Annotated in this window: 13 protein-coding genes and 1 riboswitch; of the genes, 11 read left to right on the top strand and 2 right to left on the bottom strand. The window is 67.5% G+C overall.

Annotation, left to right across the window (positions count from 1 at the left end; genetic code table 11):
• Positions 1–14: 14 nt before the first annotated feature.
• From OG394_RS08905 to OG394_RS08855, 11 genes are all read left to right on the top strand, one after another.
• Positions 15–506 (top strand): bifunctional nuclease family protein, encoded by a 492-nt coding sequence (locus OG394_RS08905; protein ID WP_328994585.1) that lies wholly within the window; start codon positions 15–17, stop codon positions 504–506.
• Positions 507–1,011: 505 nt separating this feature from the next.
• Positions 1,012–1,635: a MerR family transcriptional regulator gene (locus OG394_RS08900; protein ID WP_442914276.1), complete on the top strand. Its 624-nt coding sequence runs from the start codon at positions 1,012–1,014 to the stop codon at positions 1,633–1,635.
• Positions 1,636–1,756: 121 nt separating this feature from the next.
• Positions 1,757–1,855: riboswitch (glycine riboswitch) on the top strand.
• A 92-nt stretch (positions 1,856–1,947) separates the two neighbouring features.
• Positions 1,948–4,797, top strand: coding sequence for an aminomethyl-transferring glycine dehydrogenase (gcvP, locus tag OG394_RS08895; protein ID WP_328994584.1), 2,850 nt, complete (start codon positions 1,948–1,950; stop codon positions 4,795–4,797).
• Positions 4,794–6,089 (top strand): serine hydrolase domain-containing protein, encoded by a 1,296-nt coding sequence (locus OG394_RS08890; RefSeq protein WP_328994582.1) that lies wholly within the window; start codon positions 4,794–4,796, stop codon positions 6,087–6,089. The genes gcvP and OG394_RS08890 overlap by 4 nt, the downstream gene beginning before the upstream one ends.
• A gap of 293 nt (positions 6,090–6,382) precedes the next feature.
• The gene (locus tag OG394_RS08885; RefSeq protein ID WP_328994581.1) at positions 6,383–7,882 is read left to right on the top strand and encodes a pyridoxal phosphate-dependent decarboxylase family protein; all 1,500 of its coding nucleotides are present in this window, start codon (positions 6,383–6,385) and stop codon (positions 7,880–7,882) included.
• Positions 7,879–9,600 (top strand): IucA/IucC family protein, encoded by a 1,722-nt coding sequence (locus tag OG394_RS08880; protein ID WP_328994580.1) that lies wholly within the window; start codon positions 7,879–7,881, stop codon positions 9,598–9,600. Before OG394_RS08885 ends, OG394_RS08880 begins: the two co-directional genes overlap by 4 nt.
• Before the next feature lies 1 nt (position 9,601).
• A complete protein-coding gene (locus tag OG394_RS08875) occupies positions 9,602–10,153 on the top strand; it encodes a GNAT family N-acetyltransferase (protein ID WP_328994579.1) in 552 nt (183 codons plus the stop codon).
• Between the two features lie 30 nt (positions 10,154–10,183).
• Positions 10,184–11,488: a lysine N(6)-hydroxylase/L-ornithine N(5)-oxygenase family protein gene (locus OG394_RS08870; RefSeq protein ID WP_328994578.1), complete on the top strand. Its 1,305-nt coding sequence runs from the start codon at positions 10,184–10,186 to the stop codon at positions 11,486–11,488.
• Entirely contained in the window at positions 11,485–13,236 is a 1,752-nt protein-coding gene (locus tag OG394_RS08865; RefSeq protein WP_328994577.1) for an IucA/IucC family protein, read from the top strand. The genes OG394_RS08870 and OG394_RS08865 overlap by 4 nt, the downstream gene beginning before the upstream one ends.
• A 77-nt stretch (positions 13,237–13,313) precedes the next feature.
• Positions 13,314–13,979: a class I SAM-dependent methyltransferase gene (locus OG394_RS08860; protein WP_328994575.1), complete on the top strand. Its 666-nt coding sequence runs from the start codon at positions 13,314–13,316 to the stop codon at positions 13,977–13,979.
• Positions 13,980–14,112: 133 nt separating this feature from the next.
• Positions 14,113–14,532, top strand: coding sequence for a DUF805 domain-containing protein (locus tag OG394_RS08855; RefSeq protein ID WP_328994574.1), 420 nt, complete (start codon positions 14,113–14,115; stop codon positions 14,530–14,532).
• A gap of 74 nt (positions 14,533–14,606) precedes the next feature.
• Here the strand turns inward: OG394_RS08855 and OG394_RS08850 are convergent, their stop codons facing one another.
• Both OG394_RS08850 and OG394_RS08845 read right to left on the bottom strand, forming a co-directional pair.
• Positions 14,607–16,010 (bottom strand): TldD/PmbA family protein, encoded by a 1,404-nt coding sequence (locus OG394_RS08850; protein WP_328994572.1) that lies wholly within the window; start codon positions 16,008–16,010, stop codon positions 14,607–14,609.
• Positions 16,007–17,524 (bottom strand): TldD/PmbA family protein, encoded by a 1,518-nt coding sequence (locus OG394_RS08845; protein ID WP_328994571.1) that lies wholly within the window; start codon positions 17,522–17,524, stop codon positions 16,007–16,009. The genes OG394_RS08850 and OG394_RS08845 overlap by 4 nt, the downstream gene beginning before the upstream one ends.
• Positions 17,525–17,659 lie beyond the last annotated feature (135 nt).

Raw genomic sequence — 17,659 nt, 5'->3', positions numbered from 1 at the left:
AGTAGGCTGAAGATGTGCGCGAAGTCGACGTAGTCGGAGTACGGGTGGAAATGCCCTCGAGCCAGCCGATCGTCCTGTTACGGGAGGTCGGGGGCGAGCGCTACCTGCCAATTTGGATCGGAGCGGCGGAGGCGAGTGCGATCGCTTTCGCCCAGCAGGGCATGGAACCGCCCAGACCGCTGACCCACGACCTGTTCGCCTCGGTGATCGAATTACTCGGTCACCGACTTACGCAGGTCCGGATCGTGAACCTGAACGAGGGCGTCTTCGAAGCCGTACTGGTCTTCGACGACAAGACCGAGATCTCGGCCCGTCCCTCGGATTCGATCGCCCTCGCCCTGCGAACCGGCACCCCGCTGTTCTGCGCCGACGAGATCCTCGCCGAGGCCGGTATCCCCGTGCCCGAACTGGACTCCGCCGACGACGAGGTCGAAGAGGAAGAAGAGGTCGAGCGCTTCCGCGAATTCCTCGACCAAGTCTCCCCAGAAGACTTCGACAAAAGCTAACGCCCCGCAGCCGACGTCCGTCCCCCTCGGCGACGGTCGGACGCGGAATGCGGCTCACCAGGCGCGCGCCCTTTCCTTCTCCGCGAGTGGTCGAAGACCATCTGCGCCATCCCAGAAGGCGTTCGCGTCATCCCTGAACCATCCGCGAGTGGTCATCCTCTGAACCTCCCGCGAGTGGACGGGGCATGACGCGACCACTCGCGGCAGGAGGACGGCGGAGGGGTGACCACGGGGTTGCATTCATCGGTCCGAAACTGCCCTCTCGGCACAGCGGGCCGGCACAGGTCTGCGGCGGGAGAGGGCAGTTTCGGACCGATGAATGCAACACCCTCACCCTCAGGTAACGATTGAGGTTGGTTGCTGCGACACGCACGTCGCTCGATGCCCACGTCGTTGACCGGCCCTGTTCGGCGGCCTACCGTGAAGGAGTTGTGGGGTGTGTAACTCCACCGATGTGATCCGCTCCTTTCAGGCATCAGAACGGGTTTTCTAGGGAGGCTCTGGCGTGACACGCACCGGCGACACCGATGTGACGGCGCAGACCGTCGCACAAGAGAGGTCGGAAGCGCACGCCGAGGCCGCCGCGACCGCTGGCGTGCAGGGTCTGCTCTTCGACGATGACCTCTCACCGATGCCGGACGATGTCGGCTTCCGCGGTCCGACCGCGTGTGCCGCCGCCGGTATCACCTACCGCCAGCTGGACTACTGGGCCCGGACGGGTCTGGTGGCGCCGACGGTGCGCCCGGCGACCGGTTCCGGTACGCAGCGGCTCTACGGTTTCCGCGACGTACTGCTGCTCAAGGTGATCAAGCGGCTGCTCGACGCCGGTATCTCGTTGCAGCAGATCCGTACGGCGATCGCCCACCTGCGCGAGCAAGGCATGGACGATCTGACCCAGATCACGCTGATGAGCGACGGCGCGAGTGTCTACATGTGCACCTCGCCGGATGAGGTGATCGATCTGCTGGCCGGCGGTCAGGGCGTGTTCGGTATCGCGCTCGGCGGCGTCTGGCGTGAGGTCGAGGGCTCGCTGTCCGAGCTGCCGACCGAGCGGGTCGGCTCCGACAGTGACACCGCTCACCACAGCGACGAGCTGGCCGCCCGCCGCCGCGCGCGCATGACCGGCTGAACCAAGAACCAAACGCACCAAACGCACCAATCGAGCCTGCGCCGGATGACCGGTCGCAGGCTCGATGCTGGACCGGGCGGACCACGCTGGTACGCTCGGCTGGTAGTTGAAATGCCGCCGTGCACAGCACTCGGGAGAGTCTCAGGCGAACCAAAAGCCTGGGCGCCGAAGGGGCAATTCCTCCCCGGAACCTCTCAGGCCCATGGACCGGGTGCCACAGGCGACTCTGAAGTGGGTGCCCCCTGCCCGTGACAGAGGGGGAGGGCCACCAGCAGCACCGACATCCTTGTCAGCAGCAACGGAGCCTTCTCGATGACTGAAATCCACCCGCAGACCTCAGCCGTGTTCGCCGACCGGCACATCGGGCCCCGCCCGGACGAGATCGCGCGCATGGTGCAGACCCTGGGGTACGCCGATGTCGACGCCCTCGTCGACGCCGCCGTGCCCGCCTCGATCCGGTCGACCGAGGCGCTCCGGCTGCCCGAACCGGCCTCCGAGGTCGACGCCCTGACGGAGTTGCGAAGCCTTGCCGCCCGCAACAACATCGCGACCACGATGATCGGCCAGGGCTACTACGGCACCTTCACGCCGTCGGTGATCGTCCGCCGCCTCGTCGAGAACCCCGCCTGGTACACGGCCTACACGCCGTACCAGCCCGAGATCTCCCAGGGCCGCCTCGAAGCCCTTCTGAACTTCCAGACCGCCGTGTCCGACCTGACCGGCCTCCCCACCGCGAACGCGTCTCTCCTCGACGAGGGCACGGCCGCCGCCGAGGCGATGACGCTGGCCCACCGGTCGAACAAGAAGTCCAAGTCGAACCGCTTCCTGGTCGACGCCGACTGCTTCGCCCAGACCATCGCCGTCGTGCAGACGCGTGCGGAGGCGCTCGGCCTGGACGTCGTCGTCGCCGACACGTCGGACGGCATGCCCGAGGGCGACTACTTCGGCGTGCTCGTGCAGTACCCGGGCTCCGGTGGCGTCGTACGTGATCTCAAGCCGCTCGTCGACGCTGCGCACGAGGCCGGCGCGCTGGTCGCGGTGGCGACGGACTTGCTGGCGCTGACGTTGCTCGCTTCGCCGGGTGAGGCTGGTGCCGATATCGCGATCGGCTCGTCCCAGCGTTTCGGCGTGCCGCTGTTCTACGGCGGTCCGCACGCGGGCTTCATGTCGGTTCGCGCCGGGCTCGAGCGCTCGTTGCCCGGTCGCCTCGTCGGCGTCTCGCGCGATGTCGACGGTGCCCCGGCGTACCGGCTGGCGCTGCAGACCCGCGAGCAGCACATCCGCCGCGAGAAGGCCACCTCCAACATCTGTACGGCGCAGGTCCTGCTGGCCGTCGTCGCTTCGATGTACGCCGTCTACCACGGGCCTGACGGTCTGAAGGCGATCGCGGACCGGGTGCACGACCACGCGGACAACCTCGCCGCCTCGCTGCGTGCGGGTGGTGTCGAGGTCGTGCACGACGACTTCTTCGACACCGTGCTCGCGCGCGTTCCCGGCCGTGCGGCGGACGTGGTCGACAACGCCCGGCAGACCGGCATCTGGCTGCGTCTCGTCGACGCGGACCACGTCGGTATCTCCTGCGACGAGAAGACCGACGCCAGCGCGCTCGTCGGGGTGTGCCGCGCGTTCGGCGTCACCTTCGACGCCTCACTCACCGGCGCGAAGCTGCCGGCAGAGGTCACGAGGACCAGCGAGTACCTGACACATCCGGTCTTCAACACCCACCGCTCCGAGACGGCCATGCTGCGCTACCTGCGCAAGCTGTCCGACTACGACTACGCGCTCGACCGCGGCATGATCCCGCTCGGCTCGTGCACGATGAAGCTGAACGCCACCACCGAGATGGAGGCGGTCACCTGGCCCGAGTTCGCCGATCTGCACCCGTTCGCCCCGATCGAGGACGCGGCCGGTTACGTGAAGCTGATCTCGCAGCTCGAGCGCTGGCTGGCCGAGGTCACCGGCTACGCGAAGGTGTCGATCCAGCCGAACGCGGGCAGCCAGGGCGAGCTCGCCGGCCTGCTGGCGATCCGTTCGTACCACCTTGCCCAGGGCAACGAGAACCGCGACGTCTGCCTGATCCCGGCGAGCGCGCACGGTACCAACGCCGCCTCCGCGGTGATGGCCGGCATGAAGGTTGTTGTTGTCAAGGGCAACGAAGACGGCACGATCGACCTGGCCGACCTGCGCGCCAAGGCCGAGCAGCACCGGGAGAACCTGGCCGCGATCATGATCACCTACCCGTCGACCCACGGGGTCTACGAGGAGAGCGTGACCGAGGTCTGCCAGATCGTGCACGACCACGGCGGCCAGGTGTACGTCGATGGCGCCAACCTGAACGCTCTGCTCGGTCTGGCCAAGCCCGGCCAGTTCGGCGGCGACGTCAGCCACCTGAACCTGCACAAGACGTTCTGCATCCCGCACGGTGGCGGCGGTCCCGGCGTCGGCCCGGTGGCCGTTGCCGCGCACCTCGCGCCGTACCTGCCGAACCACCCGCTGCTGGAGCAGGCCGGGCCCGAGTCCGGCGTTGGCCCGATCAGCGCGGCGCCGTTCGGTTCGGCCGGTGTGCTCGCTATCTCCTGGGCGTACATCCGCATGATGGGTGCCGAGGGTCTGACCGCCGCGACCAAGGCCGCCGTACTGACGGCCAACTATGTGGCGAAGCGGCTCGAAGGCGCGTTCCCCGTGCTCTACACCGGGGAGAACGGCCTGGTCGCGCACGAGTGCATCCTCGACCTGCGCCCGATGACCAAGGAGACGGGTATCACCGTCGACGATGTCGCGAAGCGCCTGATCGACTACGGCTTCCACGCACCGACGATGTCGTTCCCGGTCGCGGGCACGTTGATGGTCGAGCCGACCGAGTCCGAAGACCTCGGTGAACTCGACCGCTTCTGCGACGCGATGATCGCGATCCGGCACGAGATCGACCGCGTGGTGGCGGGGGAGTGGCCGGCGGACGACAACCCGCTGGTCAACGCGCCGCACACCGCGTCGGCCGTGATCAACGACAAGTGGGACCACAAGTACACCCGCGAAGAGGCGGCGTTCCCGCAGTCGGTCGATCGGACCGCGAAGTACTGGCCGCCGGTGCGCCGGATCGACGGCGCGCATGGTGACCGTAATCTGATCTGCAGCTGTCCGCCGCCGGAGGATTTCGAGTGACTTTGGTACGACCTGACACCGCCGCCGCTCTCCTTCGGGAGGTGGCGGCGGTTCAGTCTGCGTCGCGCCTGCCGTCACTCGTGGCCGGCGTGGTGCGCGACGGCGAGCTGGTGTGGTCCGGCACGCGCGGGCGTTTTGCCAACAGAGCAGGCGCCTTGCCGAGTGCGGATACGCAGTACCGGATCGGGTCGATCACGAAGACGCTCACGGCAATCCTGGTGATGCAGTGCCGGGATGACGGCCTGCTCACGTTGTCCGACCCGATCGGCAAACACCTGCCGGGTATCGGCTACGGCCACCTGAGCATCCGGAACCTGCTCGCCCATTCCGGCGGGATGAACGCCGAGCCGGTGGGCGACTGGTGGGAGCGCAACCCGGGCGTTTCGTTCGAGGAACTCGCGTCCGCGTTGGACGAGTCGATCGCCGCGGGCGTACCGGACCGGCGGTTCCACTACTCGAACATCGGCTTCGGGTTGCTCGGTGAACTGGTCGCGCGGCTGCGTGGTTCGAGCTGGACCGAGTTGGCGCAGCGCCGGATTCTCGACCCGCTCGAGATGCGCCGTACGTCGTACTCGCCGGTTTTGCCTGCCGCAGAAGGGTTTTCCGTCCACCCGTGGACGCATCGCCTTGACGACGAACCGGCGTACGACTCGGGGTCGATGGCGCCCGCGGGCCAATTGTGGAGCACGCTGGAGGATCTCGCGCGCTACGCGTCGTTCTGGATTGACCCGGCCGCCGAAGTGTTGTCCCCGGCAACGGTCGACGAGATGGCCGCGCCGATGGCGAACGACCCGAACGAGGGGTTGACCGCGAGCTACGGCCTGGGATTGCGTTTACATGCGGACGATCCGTACGTCTTCACTGGTCATACCGGGTCGATGCCTGGGTTCCTGGCTGGTCTGTTCGTGGATCGCGTGCGGGGGATCGGCGCGGTGACGCTCGCCAATGGGACGAATGGGCGCGCGCCGATGCTCGCGCTCGACCTCATCCGTGCCACTGCCGCGCATGAACCGCCGTTGGCGCCGGAGTGGACGCCCGAACCGGAACTACCCGTCGGCGAGGAACTGCTCGGCGCCTGGCATTGGGGCAACACGCCGTACCTGATGACGATCGACGGCGGCATCCTCGTCCTCTCCAACCCGGACGGCACGCGTGTCACCCGCTTCCGCGTCATCGGCAAAGACCTCTACGAAGGCCTGGACGGCTACTTCGCCGGCGAACGCCTCCACGCCCACCCCGACCACCTAAACCTCGCCACCTTCATCCTCACCCGCACCCCCTACGCCCAATAGCCCGCGCCACCGTCACTTTGCATTCATTCGTCGGAATCCGCCCTCGCAGGTCAGCGGACGCGCACAAGCACGCGGCGGTCGAGGGCGGATTCCGACGAATGAATGCAAAGGGTTGGCGTGAGGATTGCCACGTTGCGTGTGACGTTCGTGTCTGCAGGTCGTTGGAATCGCTGGGAGGGAAGGCGGTCCAGGGGTTGGACGGCGCGCGGGTGAGTTGACAGAGAGTGGTCCCCGAGACATAGGTTAGGCGTGCCTTACTAAGGCTTGCCTAACAAACTCTTCGGGAGATCTGGATGCCGCATCAGGCGCGTCTGACCGTGCTGAGCTCTGTTCCGACCCGACCGGAGAAGTGGCCGTTGGCGTCCACCGTCTCCGACCGCGAGCGCGGCCCGATGCCGGCCGGTTCGCCTTCTGCCGTTCTGCACCGTACGACCGAGTTACTCGGGGAGGCGCGTGTTCCCGCCACTGGTGTCGGGGAGTCGACCGCGCTGGCGTTGATGAGCGACTTGCTGGAGGACAACGGGATCGACCTGAGTCACCCGTTCGCCGCCGCGCACCTGCAACCGCCCGTGCTCCAGGTGGCCGTTGACGCCGACATGATGGCGTCCGCGAGCAACGCTTCGATGGACACATACGACTCCGGCCCGGCGACGCTGGCGATCGAGAAGTGGGTCGTGCGTGCGCTCGCCGACTTGGCCGGGTTCGGCCCGCAGGCCGATGGCGTGCTCACTCCCGGCGGCTCGATCTCCAACCTGCTGGCAGTGCTGATCGCCCGTGACAGCGCAGCCGCCGCGACCGGGATCGACGTACGGCGTAACGGGTTGCAGGGCTTGCACCGGCCGGTCGTGTTCTGCTCCGAGCTGGCCCACTTCTCGGTCCAGCGGGCGTGTGCCGCGCTGGGTCTGGGGGAGGACGCGGCCATCACGATTCCGAGCGACGACCACTTCCGGATGCGGACGGACGTGCTCGAGCAGGAGCTGCGCCACCAGGGTCGTACGCCGATCGCCGTCATCGCGACCGCGGGTACTACCGACTACGGCTCGATCGATCCGATCGCGGAGATCGCCGAGCTGGGCCGGCGGTACGGCGCTTGGGTGCACGTGGACGCGGCCTACGGATTCGGCGCGTTGTTCTCGGATCGGCTCGCGCCGTTGCTCGCGGATCTGCCGGCCGCCGACTCGGTCACGCTCGACCTGCACAAGATCGGCTGGCAGCCGGCCGCGACGAGCGTGCTGCTGGTCGCGGACCGGAGCCGGTTCGCGTCGTTCGACCGGTCGGTGGACTACCTCAACCCGGCCGACGACATCGACTCGGGCCTCGACGGTCTGCTCGGCCGCAGCCTGCAGACGACCCGTCGTCCGGACGCGGTGAAGGTCGCGACCACATTGACCGCTTACGGGCGGTCGGGACTGGGCACAATGCTCGACACCTGTCACGAGCTCGCGCACGCGGCCGCCGCCCGGGTCGTCGCGGACAGTTCCCTGGAGCTGCTCGCACCGGTGACCCTGACGACCGTGCTGTTCCGGGTCGCGGGTCAGGACCTGGACCCGGCCGACCTGGACGCGGTTCAGGGTGAGGTCCGGCGGCGGTTGCTGACGTCGGGTCGCGCGCTGATCGGCCGGACGAAGGTGCCGGCCCGAGGTAACCGGCCCGCTGTGGTGGCGTTGAAGCTGACGCTGCTGAACCCGAATGCGACCCCGACGGACATCGAGGGCCTGCTGGACCTCGTCGTGGCCACGGGACGCGAGGTGCTGGCCGGCCGCCGGGAAACGAACGGAGAGGGCGCAGCGTGACTCATCCGACCGATACGGCTCCGACCGACGCAGCGAAGACCGCGGAGTCGATCTCTGCCGAGGCGCATCTCAATGCCGTGCTGCGCTGCTGGACCCGGGAGACCGGGATCGTGGTGCGGCCGGGCCGGCTGTCGATCGAGCTACCGATCAGCGCGATCACGATCACCGCTGAGGTCGGCCATGCCTCGCGGACCGGCCTGCACCAGTTCAGCCGGGTCGAGGTGACCAATTCAGGTGGATCGGTCACTGCCGACCCGGCCGTACTGGTGCGACTCCTCGCCGAGGAGATCCGATCGGACCCGGACGAGGTGGCCGACCTGGTGTCGCGTACCGCCGAGTCCGTCCGCAACGTCACGACCTTCGTGGGCGCGAGTGGTTCGGCTCGCAGCCCGATGGGGCGGTTCCTGGATGCCGAGCAGGCCTTGCTTCTCGGCCACCTGAACCACCCGGCACCGAAGAGCCGTGACGGTATGGAAGGTGTGGAACTGGCGACCTACTCGCCAGAACTGGGCGGCGCCTTCCAGGTGCACTGGTTCGCGGCCGACGCCGATCTGGTGTCCGCGGACCAGGTGGCCGGCGCGCCATCACTGCAGGGACTGGACGCCCTGCAGCTGATGGCGGCGCTGGCCGGCACCACCCCCGAGCCGGGCACCGTGCTGGTCCCGGCGCATCCGTGGCAGGCTGCGGACGCCGTACGACGGCCGCGGGTCGCCGCGTTGCTCGCCTCCGGCCGGCTGAAGGCGCTCGGCCCGTTGGGCGCCCAGTGGTATCCGACCTCCAGCCTGCGCACGATCTATCACCCGGACCTGCCGGTGATGCTCAAACTCTCTCTCGGCCTGCGCATCACCAACTCCCGGCGTGAGTCGACCCGGACCGAATTGCGGCGTGGTCTGGAGATCAACCGTCTGCTCGACGCCGGCTATGCGGCCGGTACGACGCAGGCTCATCCCCGGTTCGCGATTGTGCGCGATCCGGCCTGGGTGGCCCTCGACGAACCCCAGGCCCAGGGCGGCCCGTCCCTGACTGGTCTGGATGTCGCGGTTCGCGAGGTGCCACCCGGGATCGACTCGTACGCCTGCCTGGCCGGACTGGTCGCGCCGCGCCCGGGCGCCCTGAGCCGGTTGGGCGAGGCTGTCGCGGCGCAAGGGCCTGACGGCGCACAAGCGTGGGTGGCCACGTACATCGATGAGGTTTTGGTGCCGATGCTGCACCTCTACGCTGCCACCGGGATCGGCCTGGAGGCGCATCAGCAGAACACCCTGGTCAAGGTGGATGATGCGGGCCGAGTCACCGGTGGCGCCTATCGCGACAACCAGGGCTACTACCTGGCGTCGTCGTACCTGGATGGTCTGCTCAAGACCAGCGGCGACAGCGAGTCGACGCTCGCAGTGGTCGAGGACGAGATTGTCGATGACCGGTTGACGTATTACATGCTGCACAACCAGGCGCTCGCGCCGGTCGGTTGTCTCGCCATGGAAGGCCTCGAGTCCGAGGACGCGCTGCTCGCCGTCGTACGGGATCGGCTGGATGCGGCGCTGCCCGAGTTGAAGGCGGCCGGGCCGGACGGCGATCGGCTGGCCAGGCGTTGGCTGACCGCGGAAACCCTGCCCTGTAAGGCGAATATCGCTACTCGGTTGAAGGGCATCGACGAAGTTGTCGCGCCATTGGACAACCAGTCGGTGTACGTCGACGTGCCGAACCCGCTGGCGGTGATGTGAGGTGACGGCGTTGGCGGAAGGCGCGTGCGGGTCGTTGCACCTGGACGACGGGTTCGACCTGCGGCCCGCCGACGCCGGGGACGCCGCCACGATCGCGTGGTGGATGGGCCGTCCGCATATCGAGCCGTGGTGGCGGCAGGACTGGTCGGTGGAGCGCTGGGCGCAGCAGATCGCCGAGCAGTCGGCCGGCGAGCATTCGCTGCCGTGCATGGTGTCACTCGACTCCGAGCAACTGGGGTACGTCGAGCTGTACCGCGTGCGGCACGACCGGATCGCGGAGTACTACGACCACGATGTGCACGACTGGGGTGTGCATGTGGCGATCGGGGACTCCGCCCGGACCGGACAGGGGATCGGCCGGCGTCTGCTGGCTGCGGTGGCCGTTGCCGTGATGCGGGCCGATCCCCGCTGTCCTCGGGTGATCGCCGAGCCCGACGCGACGAACGTTCCGTCGATCCGCGCGTTCGCCGCGGCCGGGTTCCGGATCGTTGCCGAGCTCGACCTGCCCGAGAAGAAGGCGGCCTTGATGATGAGGCTGCGAAGTAGTTCGTGAGGTTTTGCAAATGAACAAGGAAGGTTCCAGATGAGCACCGCCCACCCCGCCTACGACGCGATCGCGATCGGCTGCGGGCCGTTCAACCTCGGCTTGGCGGCACTCGCCAGCGGGCTGGACGACGTGAATCTCGCCGTGCTGGACGGACGACCGGAGCTGACCTGGCACCGCGGTCTGATGTTCGGTGACGCGATGCTGCAGGTGTCGTTCCTGGCCGACCTGGTCAGCCTGGTCGAGCCGGCGCACCCGCTGTCCTTCCTGTCGTACCTGCGTGACAACGACCGGCTCTACCAGTTCTACGTACGGGAGAAGTTCCACCCGACGCGGCGGGAGTACGAGGCGTACCTGCGCTGGGCCGCCGCTCAGCTGGACTCGCTGCATTTCGGTCACCAGGTCGAGAACGTGCGCTGGGATGGCGACGCCTTCCACCTCACGGTTGCCCGGGGCAACGAGGTGGTCGAGCTCAGCGCGCGGCACCTCGTCCTCGGTGTCGGCACGGAGCCGGCGGTTCCGGCCGCGCTGCGAGGCCTTCCCGCGGAGAGCTTCCTGCACTCGGCGGACTACCTCTACCGGCGCGACGACCTGCTGAAGGCGGGACGCGTGACCGTGGTGGGCTCGGGCCAGTCCGGCGCCGAGTGCGCGCTCGACCTGCTCCGGGCGAACTCCGACGGCGGTCCGGCGGTCAACTGGCTCACCCGTACGCCGTCGTTCGCGCCGCTGGACTACTCGAAGCTCGTGCTGGAGATGACGACCCCGTCGTACGTCGACTACTTCCACGAGTTGGCCGAGGCTTCGCGCGATCGGCTGGTCAAGGAGCAGTGGCGGCACTACAAGGGCATCTCGTCGGACACGTTGGACGACATCCACGACGTGCTCTACCAACGGGATCTCGGCGCCGAGCCGGTTGCGCCGGTCGAGTTGCAGGTCGGGGTCGCGGTCGAGTCGGCCGTTGCCTTGGACAACGTTGTCGAGTTGACCCTCCGGCACAGCGACAGCGGCCGAACCTTCAAGCACCAAACGGATATCGTGATCGCGGCGACGGGCTATCGCAACCGGCCGCTACCGTTCCTATCGGAGCTGGCGGACCGGGTTGTGCTGGACGAGGCTGGTCGTTGGAGCATCAACCGGGACCACAGCGTGGCGGCCGAGGGGGATCTGGTCGGACGGCTGTTCGTGGCGAACGCCGATCTGCACAGCCACGGTGTCGCGGCTCCCGACCTCGGCATCGGCGCGGTGCGCAACGCGGGCATTCTCAACGCGATCGCCGGCCGCGAGTGCTTCCGCCTGCCGAAGCAAACGGCCTTCACGACGTTCGCGGTGCCGGGGGCGGAATGACCTCAGCCTGGTCAACGTGTTCACAAGCCCTACTGGCCAAGTTGATCGGCCAGTTGTGCACCGAGGGATTGCTCACGCCGGTGGACGGACGCCTCGAGCTGGGGACCGCGTCGTACGTCTTCAGTGCGACGCGCGGTGCCTTCGGCAGCTGGCGGGTCGATCCGGGTTCGATCCGCCGTACGGCGACCGGGATCCTCGGCAATGACGAGAGCGAACCGGCGATCGACCCGCTGCAGTTCATCGTCGACGCCACCAGCGTGCTCGGTATCAGCGGTCAGACCGCCGCCGGGTATCTCGCCGAGTTGACCAGCACCCTCGCGGCGGACGTTGCGATGGCGTCGACGGCCGTGTCCAACGAAGAGCTGGTCGGGCGGCATCACAGTGAGCTCGAGGGTCATTTCACCGGACACCCGTTGCTCGTTGCGAACAAGGGGCGGCTCGGGTTCTCCGCAGAGGATTCGCGTTCTTATGCCCCAGAGGCGCGTAGGCCGTTGCGATTGACCTGGCTCGCCGTACGTCGTGGGCTGGCGGAGTTCAGGGGTACGCCGGACCTGTCCGAGCATTCGGTCATCGCGGCGGAGCTGGATCCGGCCACGATCGAGGCATTCCGGCAGTTGTTGCCCGATCACCCGGATACGTATGTCTGGTTGCCGTGTCATCCGTGGCAGCTCGACCACGTCATCCGTACCCAATGGGCGCGCGAACTCGCGACGGGGCAGATCGTTGTGCTGGGCAACGGCCCGGACGATTACCTACCTACACAGTCTATTCGGACGATGGTGAACATCACCGAACGCGACCGGTATCAGGTCAAGCTGCCGCTGAAGATCCTCAACACCTCGGTGTATCGCGGTATCCCGGAGCATTGCAGTCTGGCCGCGCCGATGGTGACACAGTGGCTCCGGGGCCTTTGGCAACGAGATGAGGTGCTCGGCAAACTCGGGGCCGAACTCCTCGGCGAGGTGGCGTCGGTGACCGTGCGGCATCCGCAGTTGTCCAGCGCGCCGGGTATTCCGTATCAGTGGGTCGAGACGCTCGGCTGCATCTGGCGTGAACCCGTCGACCCACGCCTCCAGCCGGGGGAGACCGCCTGGCCGCTGGCCGCCGTACTGCATCGTGACGCGACTGGCCGGTCGTTGCTCGCGGACCTGATCGCTCGCGCCGGTTCGGATGCGGACGTGTGGATCAGCGCGTTGCTCGCGGCGTTGCTCCGGCCGTTGCTGCATGTGATGCACCACTACGGCATCACCGTGAACCCGCATGGCGAGAACCTGATGGTCATCTGCGGGCCGGAGGGATTGCCCGCACGCATTGTGATCAAGGACCTGGTCGATGACGTGAACATCTCGACCGAACCCGTTGACGCACGTGGCATGGAGCCCGACGGCCATTACCGGGTGTTACCGCGAAAGCCGTGGCACGTCTTGCGTCAGTACCTGGTGGACGCGTTGTTCCTCGGCGTGCTCGGACCGATGGGCGACGTACTTGAAGATGCTCGTGTGATGCCTGCCGATCGTTTGTGGGCGATGACTCGCGGTGAGATCGAGCGGTACGCCGCGGCCAACCCGGCGTACGCCGATCGACTCGCCGCGACGGGTCTGCTGGACGAGACGTACGCGCGATATCCCTTGAATGGTTACCGGTTGAGCCTCGGCTATGCCGATCTCGATACGCGGCCACCCATCCCAGTGACCGGACGGATGCCCAATCCGATGTACCACCTGACGGCCGAACCGCCGCGCACCTGACGACAGGGCAACCATCTTCGCGTAGGCTGCTCGGGTCCGGTCGGCATCACCGCGGCGGGACGACCACGGGGAGCAAGATGAAGACTGGTTACATGGAGCTCGCAAGGGCTCAACAAGAACGGTGGCAGGCGGCGTATGCGTCGAATCCTCGACTGCATGGCGCCGAGCCTTCGCAGGCCGCAAGGTGGACGACCCGCCTGTTCGCGGCCGCGGGTATCGACGATGTCCTGGAGCTCGGTGCCGGTCAGGGCCGCGACGCGTTGTACTTCGCGCGTCAGGGATTCAGCGTGCACGCCACCGACTTCAGCGAGACCGCACTCGACCAGCTCCGGCTATCGGCGCAACGTGACGGACTCGACGACCGGCTCACTGCCGCGCTGCACGATGTGCGCGATCCGCTGCCGCCGGCCGACGGCACGGTGAACTCGGTATTCGCGAATCAGCTGCTCAGCATGGCGTTGTCGCGGGATGAGCTGCGCGCGCTGGTCGCCGAGATTCGCCGGGTGCTGCGGCCGGGTGGACTGTTCGTGTACACAGCGTGGTCGACCGATGACGCTTCGGTTGCCTGTGGCATCGACCATGGCGACGGCCTGTACGAGCAGCGTGGGTTCGCGGTGCGCTACTTCGACCGCGACCTGGTGGACGACCTGGCCGAAGGCTGGGAGTTCGGCGCGGCGGACGCGTGCACCGAAGGGCCGGAACCGCGGCACCTTTGGCGCGTCACCCAGGCAAAGCCCGCGTAACCGCGAAGGCTCCTGCGCGCGAAGATACCGATTCGCGGCCTGGTCGTACGGCGTGTTTTGTTGCGGTGGCAAGCAGGAGACGCAACGTTGATCTCTGCATACCACATCGCCCAAAACGAGCAGGAGCAGAGCAATGGAGTGGTACACCGGGGTCCTCAAGAAGTACACGGACTTCAGCGGCCGGGCCCGCCGCAAGGAATTCTGGATGTTCGCGCTGATCAACTTCGTCATTTCGATCGTGCTGACCATCATCGACCGGGTCGCCGGGCTGACCTTCGGCACCGCCCCGGCCGAGTACGGCATCCTGACCACGATCTACGCGCTGGCCGTACTGCTGCCGTCGATCGCCGTAGGTGTTCGCCGTCTGCACGACATCAACAAGCCGGGCATCTGGTTCCTGATCTACCTGATCCCGTGTGTCGGGTTCATCCTGTGGATCATCTGGAACGTCAAGGAAGGCGACGCGGGCCAGAACCAGTACGGACCGGACCCGAAGGCCGCCGAGCGCGGTCAGGGCTTCCCGGGTGGAGAGCCTGGCTACCCGACCGTCTGATCCAGCACGGTCTAGTACGCCGAACGCCCGCCGCGACAGTCCATCGCGGCGGGCGTTGCTGTTGGCCCGTGCGTCTAGCTGGCCTGGCTGACGCTGGACATGTTGAAGTCCGGCACCAGTAGCGGCGGTGTTGCCGTACGGGGGAAGTAGTCGCCCCACTCGCGGGAGAACGACGGAACAGTCGCGCCGGCCGCCGAGAACCGGGCCAGCAGATCGACCGGGCTCTCGTTGAAGCGGAAGTTGTTGACCGCGCCGGTGACCTCGCCATTCTCGATCAGGTAGACGCCATCGCGGGTCAGACCGGTGAGCAGCAGAGTCTGCGGATCGACGGTCCGGATGTACCAGAGGCAGGTCAGCAGCAGACCGTGCTCAACACCCGCGACCAGGTCGTCGACGGAACCAGTCGCACCCTCGACCTCGAGGACGTAGTTGCCGATCATCGGCGTGACCGGATTGCCGGTGAGGTCGGCCGAGAACCTGTTCTGCATCAGGTGTTGCAGCTTGCCGCCGCTGATCCAGTCGGTCGCCGACAGCGTCAGGCCGTTGTCGAAAACACTCTGCGAGCCGCCGGACGAACGAGCCGTGGCGAACGGCGAACACTCCAGGCCGGCGTAGTGCGGAAGAGACCGCAGGCTGATCGGGTGCGGCGAGAGCTGCTCGCCGATCCGCGAACCACCCGACGGGTTGGAGTAGACGTTGCGACCTTCGTGCGCGTCGCGACCCTCCATCTCCCAGTAGAGGTACGTCGCGAGGTCTGCGACGGCCGCGGGCGGTAGCACCGTGTTGTGACGGCCAGCCTCGACCGAGACCGTGCGCTTGGCCCAGCCGAGCCGGCGGGACAGCTCCGCGTCGATCGCCGTGGCGTCGATATCGGTGAAGTCGCGAGTGGCCGAACCGACCCACGCCGACTGGCTCAGATCGCCCGACTTACCGGTGACGGTGACATGGCCGCTGGGCTGCTCGTGCCGAAGCCTCAAGCCGGTGGACGATCCGACGTACGTCGTGGTGACCTCGTGGTCGGCGAACCCGTACAGCCAGCGGTTTTCCTTACCCGCACGGATGAGGGCTTCACCAAGGGCCGGGGCGAACGACTCGTACACGAGGACCGAGGTCTCGCCCGGCTCCTGCTCCCAGCCCGGCCCGACCGTGCCGTCGACGAGCGGCCGCGCGTCCTCGGCAGGGCTCGACGCCTTCGCAGTGGCGACGGCAGCGTCGACGACTTCGGCAAGCGAGTCGGCCGTGGTGGAGGAACGACCGACGACCCCGGCCGCCGTACCCTCGCCGCCGCCGACCGTCGCGATCACGGTGATCCGCGAACCACGCATCGCGCCGTTCGTGGTGAGGGTGTTGTTGGCCCAGCGCAGGTTGGCGCTGGAGGTCTCGTCGACCAGTACGACGCAGCCGTCCGCGCCGGCCTGCGCGGCGAGCGCGAGGACCTTGTCGACGGTCTCCTGCGGGGTGAGCTGCGCGGCGGTCATCGGCCGGCCTCCTGCGTGGTGTTGAGGATGCGGATGCCACGGAACAACGCCGACGGCGTGCCATGACTGACCGCGCCGACCTGCCCGGGCTGGGCCTTGCCACAGTTGAGCGCGCCGGCGAGCAAGTACGTGCCGGGACCGCCGACGGCCTCCATCGAACCCCAGAAGTCCGTCGTCGTGGCCTGGTAGGCGACGTCGCGCAGCTGGCCGTCGAGTTTGCCGTCGGTGATCTTGAAGAAGCGCTGACCGGTGAACTGGAAGTTGTAGCGCTGCATGTCGATCGACCAGGACTTGTCGCCGACGATGTAGATGCCGTTCTTCACCTGGCCGATCAGTTCCTCGGTGGTCGGACCGTCGTGCGCGGGCTGGAGCGAGACGTTCGCCATGCGCTGGATCGGGATGTGCCCCGCCGAGTCGGCGAAGGCGCAGCCGTTGGAGCGGTCGGTGCCGAGCTTGTCGGCATTGACCTTCGCCATCCGCCGATCGACCTGGTAGCCGACGAGCACGCCGTTCTTGACCAGGTCCCACTGCTGCCCGGCGACACCCTCATCGTCGTACCCGATGGTGGCGAGGCCGTGCTCGGCGGTGCGATCGCCGGTCACGTGCATGATCGGCGAGCCGTACTTCAGGTTGCCGAGCTTGTCGATCGTCGCGAAGCTCGTGCCCGCGTAGTTGGCCTCGTAGCCGAGGGCGCGGTCGAGCTCGGTGGCGTGCCCGATCGACTCGTGGATGGTGAGCCAGAGGTTGGTCGGGTCGATGACCAGGTCGTACTCCCCGGCCTCGACGGACGGCGCCGCCATCTTGTCGGCGAGCCAACCGGGCAGGCTGGCGAGCTCCTCGTCCCAGTTCCAGCCGGTGCCGGTGAGGTACTCCCAGCCGCGGCCGGCCGGTGGAGCACACGTCCGCATCGAGTCGAACCGGCCGGCCTCGGAGTCGATCGCGAAGGCCTCGAGTTGCGGGCCAACGCGGACGCGCTGCTGGGTGGTGGAGGTGCCTTCGGAGTTCGCGAAGTACTTGCACTCGCTGACGCTCGTGACGCGGGCGTCGACGTGGGTCACGCCGGGCGCGTCGAGCAGGCGCTTGCTGTAGTCCGTGAGTAGCGCGACCTTTTCGGCGCGCGGCAGGCTGAGCGGATCGATCTCGTACGACGAGGTCCACTGCACGTCGTCGTACGTCGGCTCGTCGGCCAGCTCGATCGGCTCGGTGTTGATCGCGCGCGAGACCTGCGCGATATTCACCGCCGCCTCGGCTAGGCGGACCGCCTCGTCGTTCGTCAGCGCGACGCCCGCGGCGAACCCCCAGGTCCCGTCGTGGATGACGCGTACGGCGATGCCGAGGTCCTCGTCATCGCGGGCACCCTCGAGCACGCCATCCCGCAACGCGATCGACTCGGTCCGGATCCGCTCGAGCCGGAACTCGGCATAACTGGCCCCCAGATCCTTGGCCCGATGCAACGCGGCATCGGCCAACTCACGACGGGGCAGGGCTAGGAAAGAAGCATCAACCTCAGGCACACGCCGACCCTAAGCCATCCCCACCCCCACGTCCGGAGGTTTTCCCCTCCATCGGCCCCTCGCGCCCACGCGTGTCGCCGCTCATCGGCCCCTTGTGACCAAAGGCGCGGGCTATCTCACTTTGCATTCATTCGT

Source organism: Kribbella sp. NBC_01245 (assembly GCF_036226525.1).
In the GTDB taxonomy this organism is placed as follows: domain Bacteria; phylum Actinomycetota; class Actinomycetes; order Propionibacteriales; family Kribbellaceae; genus Kribbella.
This window is presented reverse-complemented; position numbering and strand designations above follow the sequence as displayed.

Excerpts from the sequence above, each read along its gene's own strand:
- OG394_RS08855 (WP_328994574.1), top strand. The coding sequence starts at position 14,113 with ATGGAGTGGTACACCGGGGTCCTCAAGAAGTACACGGACTTCAGCGGC.
- OG394_RS08850 (WP_328994572.1), bottom strand. The coding sequence starts at position 16,010 with ATGACCGCCGCGCAGCTCACCCCGCAGGAGACCGTCGACAAGGTCCTC.
- OG394_RS08865 (WP_328994577.1), top strand. The coding sequence starts at position 11,485 with ATGACCTCAGCCTGGTCAACGTGTTCACAAGCCCTACTGGCCAAGTTG.
- OG394_RS08860 (WP_328994575.1), top strand. The coding sequence starts at position 13,314 with ATGAAGACTGGTTACATGGAGCTCGCAAGGGCTCAACAAGAACGGTGG.
- OG394_RS08885 (WP_328994581.1), top strand. The coding sequence starts at position 6,383 with ATGCCGCATCAGGCGCGTCTGACCGTGCTGAGCTCTGTTCCGACCCGA.
- gcvP (WP_328994584.1), top strand. The coding sequence starts at position 1,948 with ATGACTGAAATCCACCCGCAGACCTCAGCCGTGTTCGCCGACCGGCAC.
- OG394_RS08870 (WP_328994578.1), top strand. The coding sequence starts at position 10,184 with ATGAGCACCGCCCACCCCGCCTACGACGCGATCGCGATCGGCTGCGGG.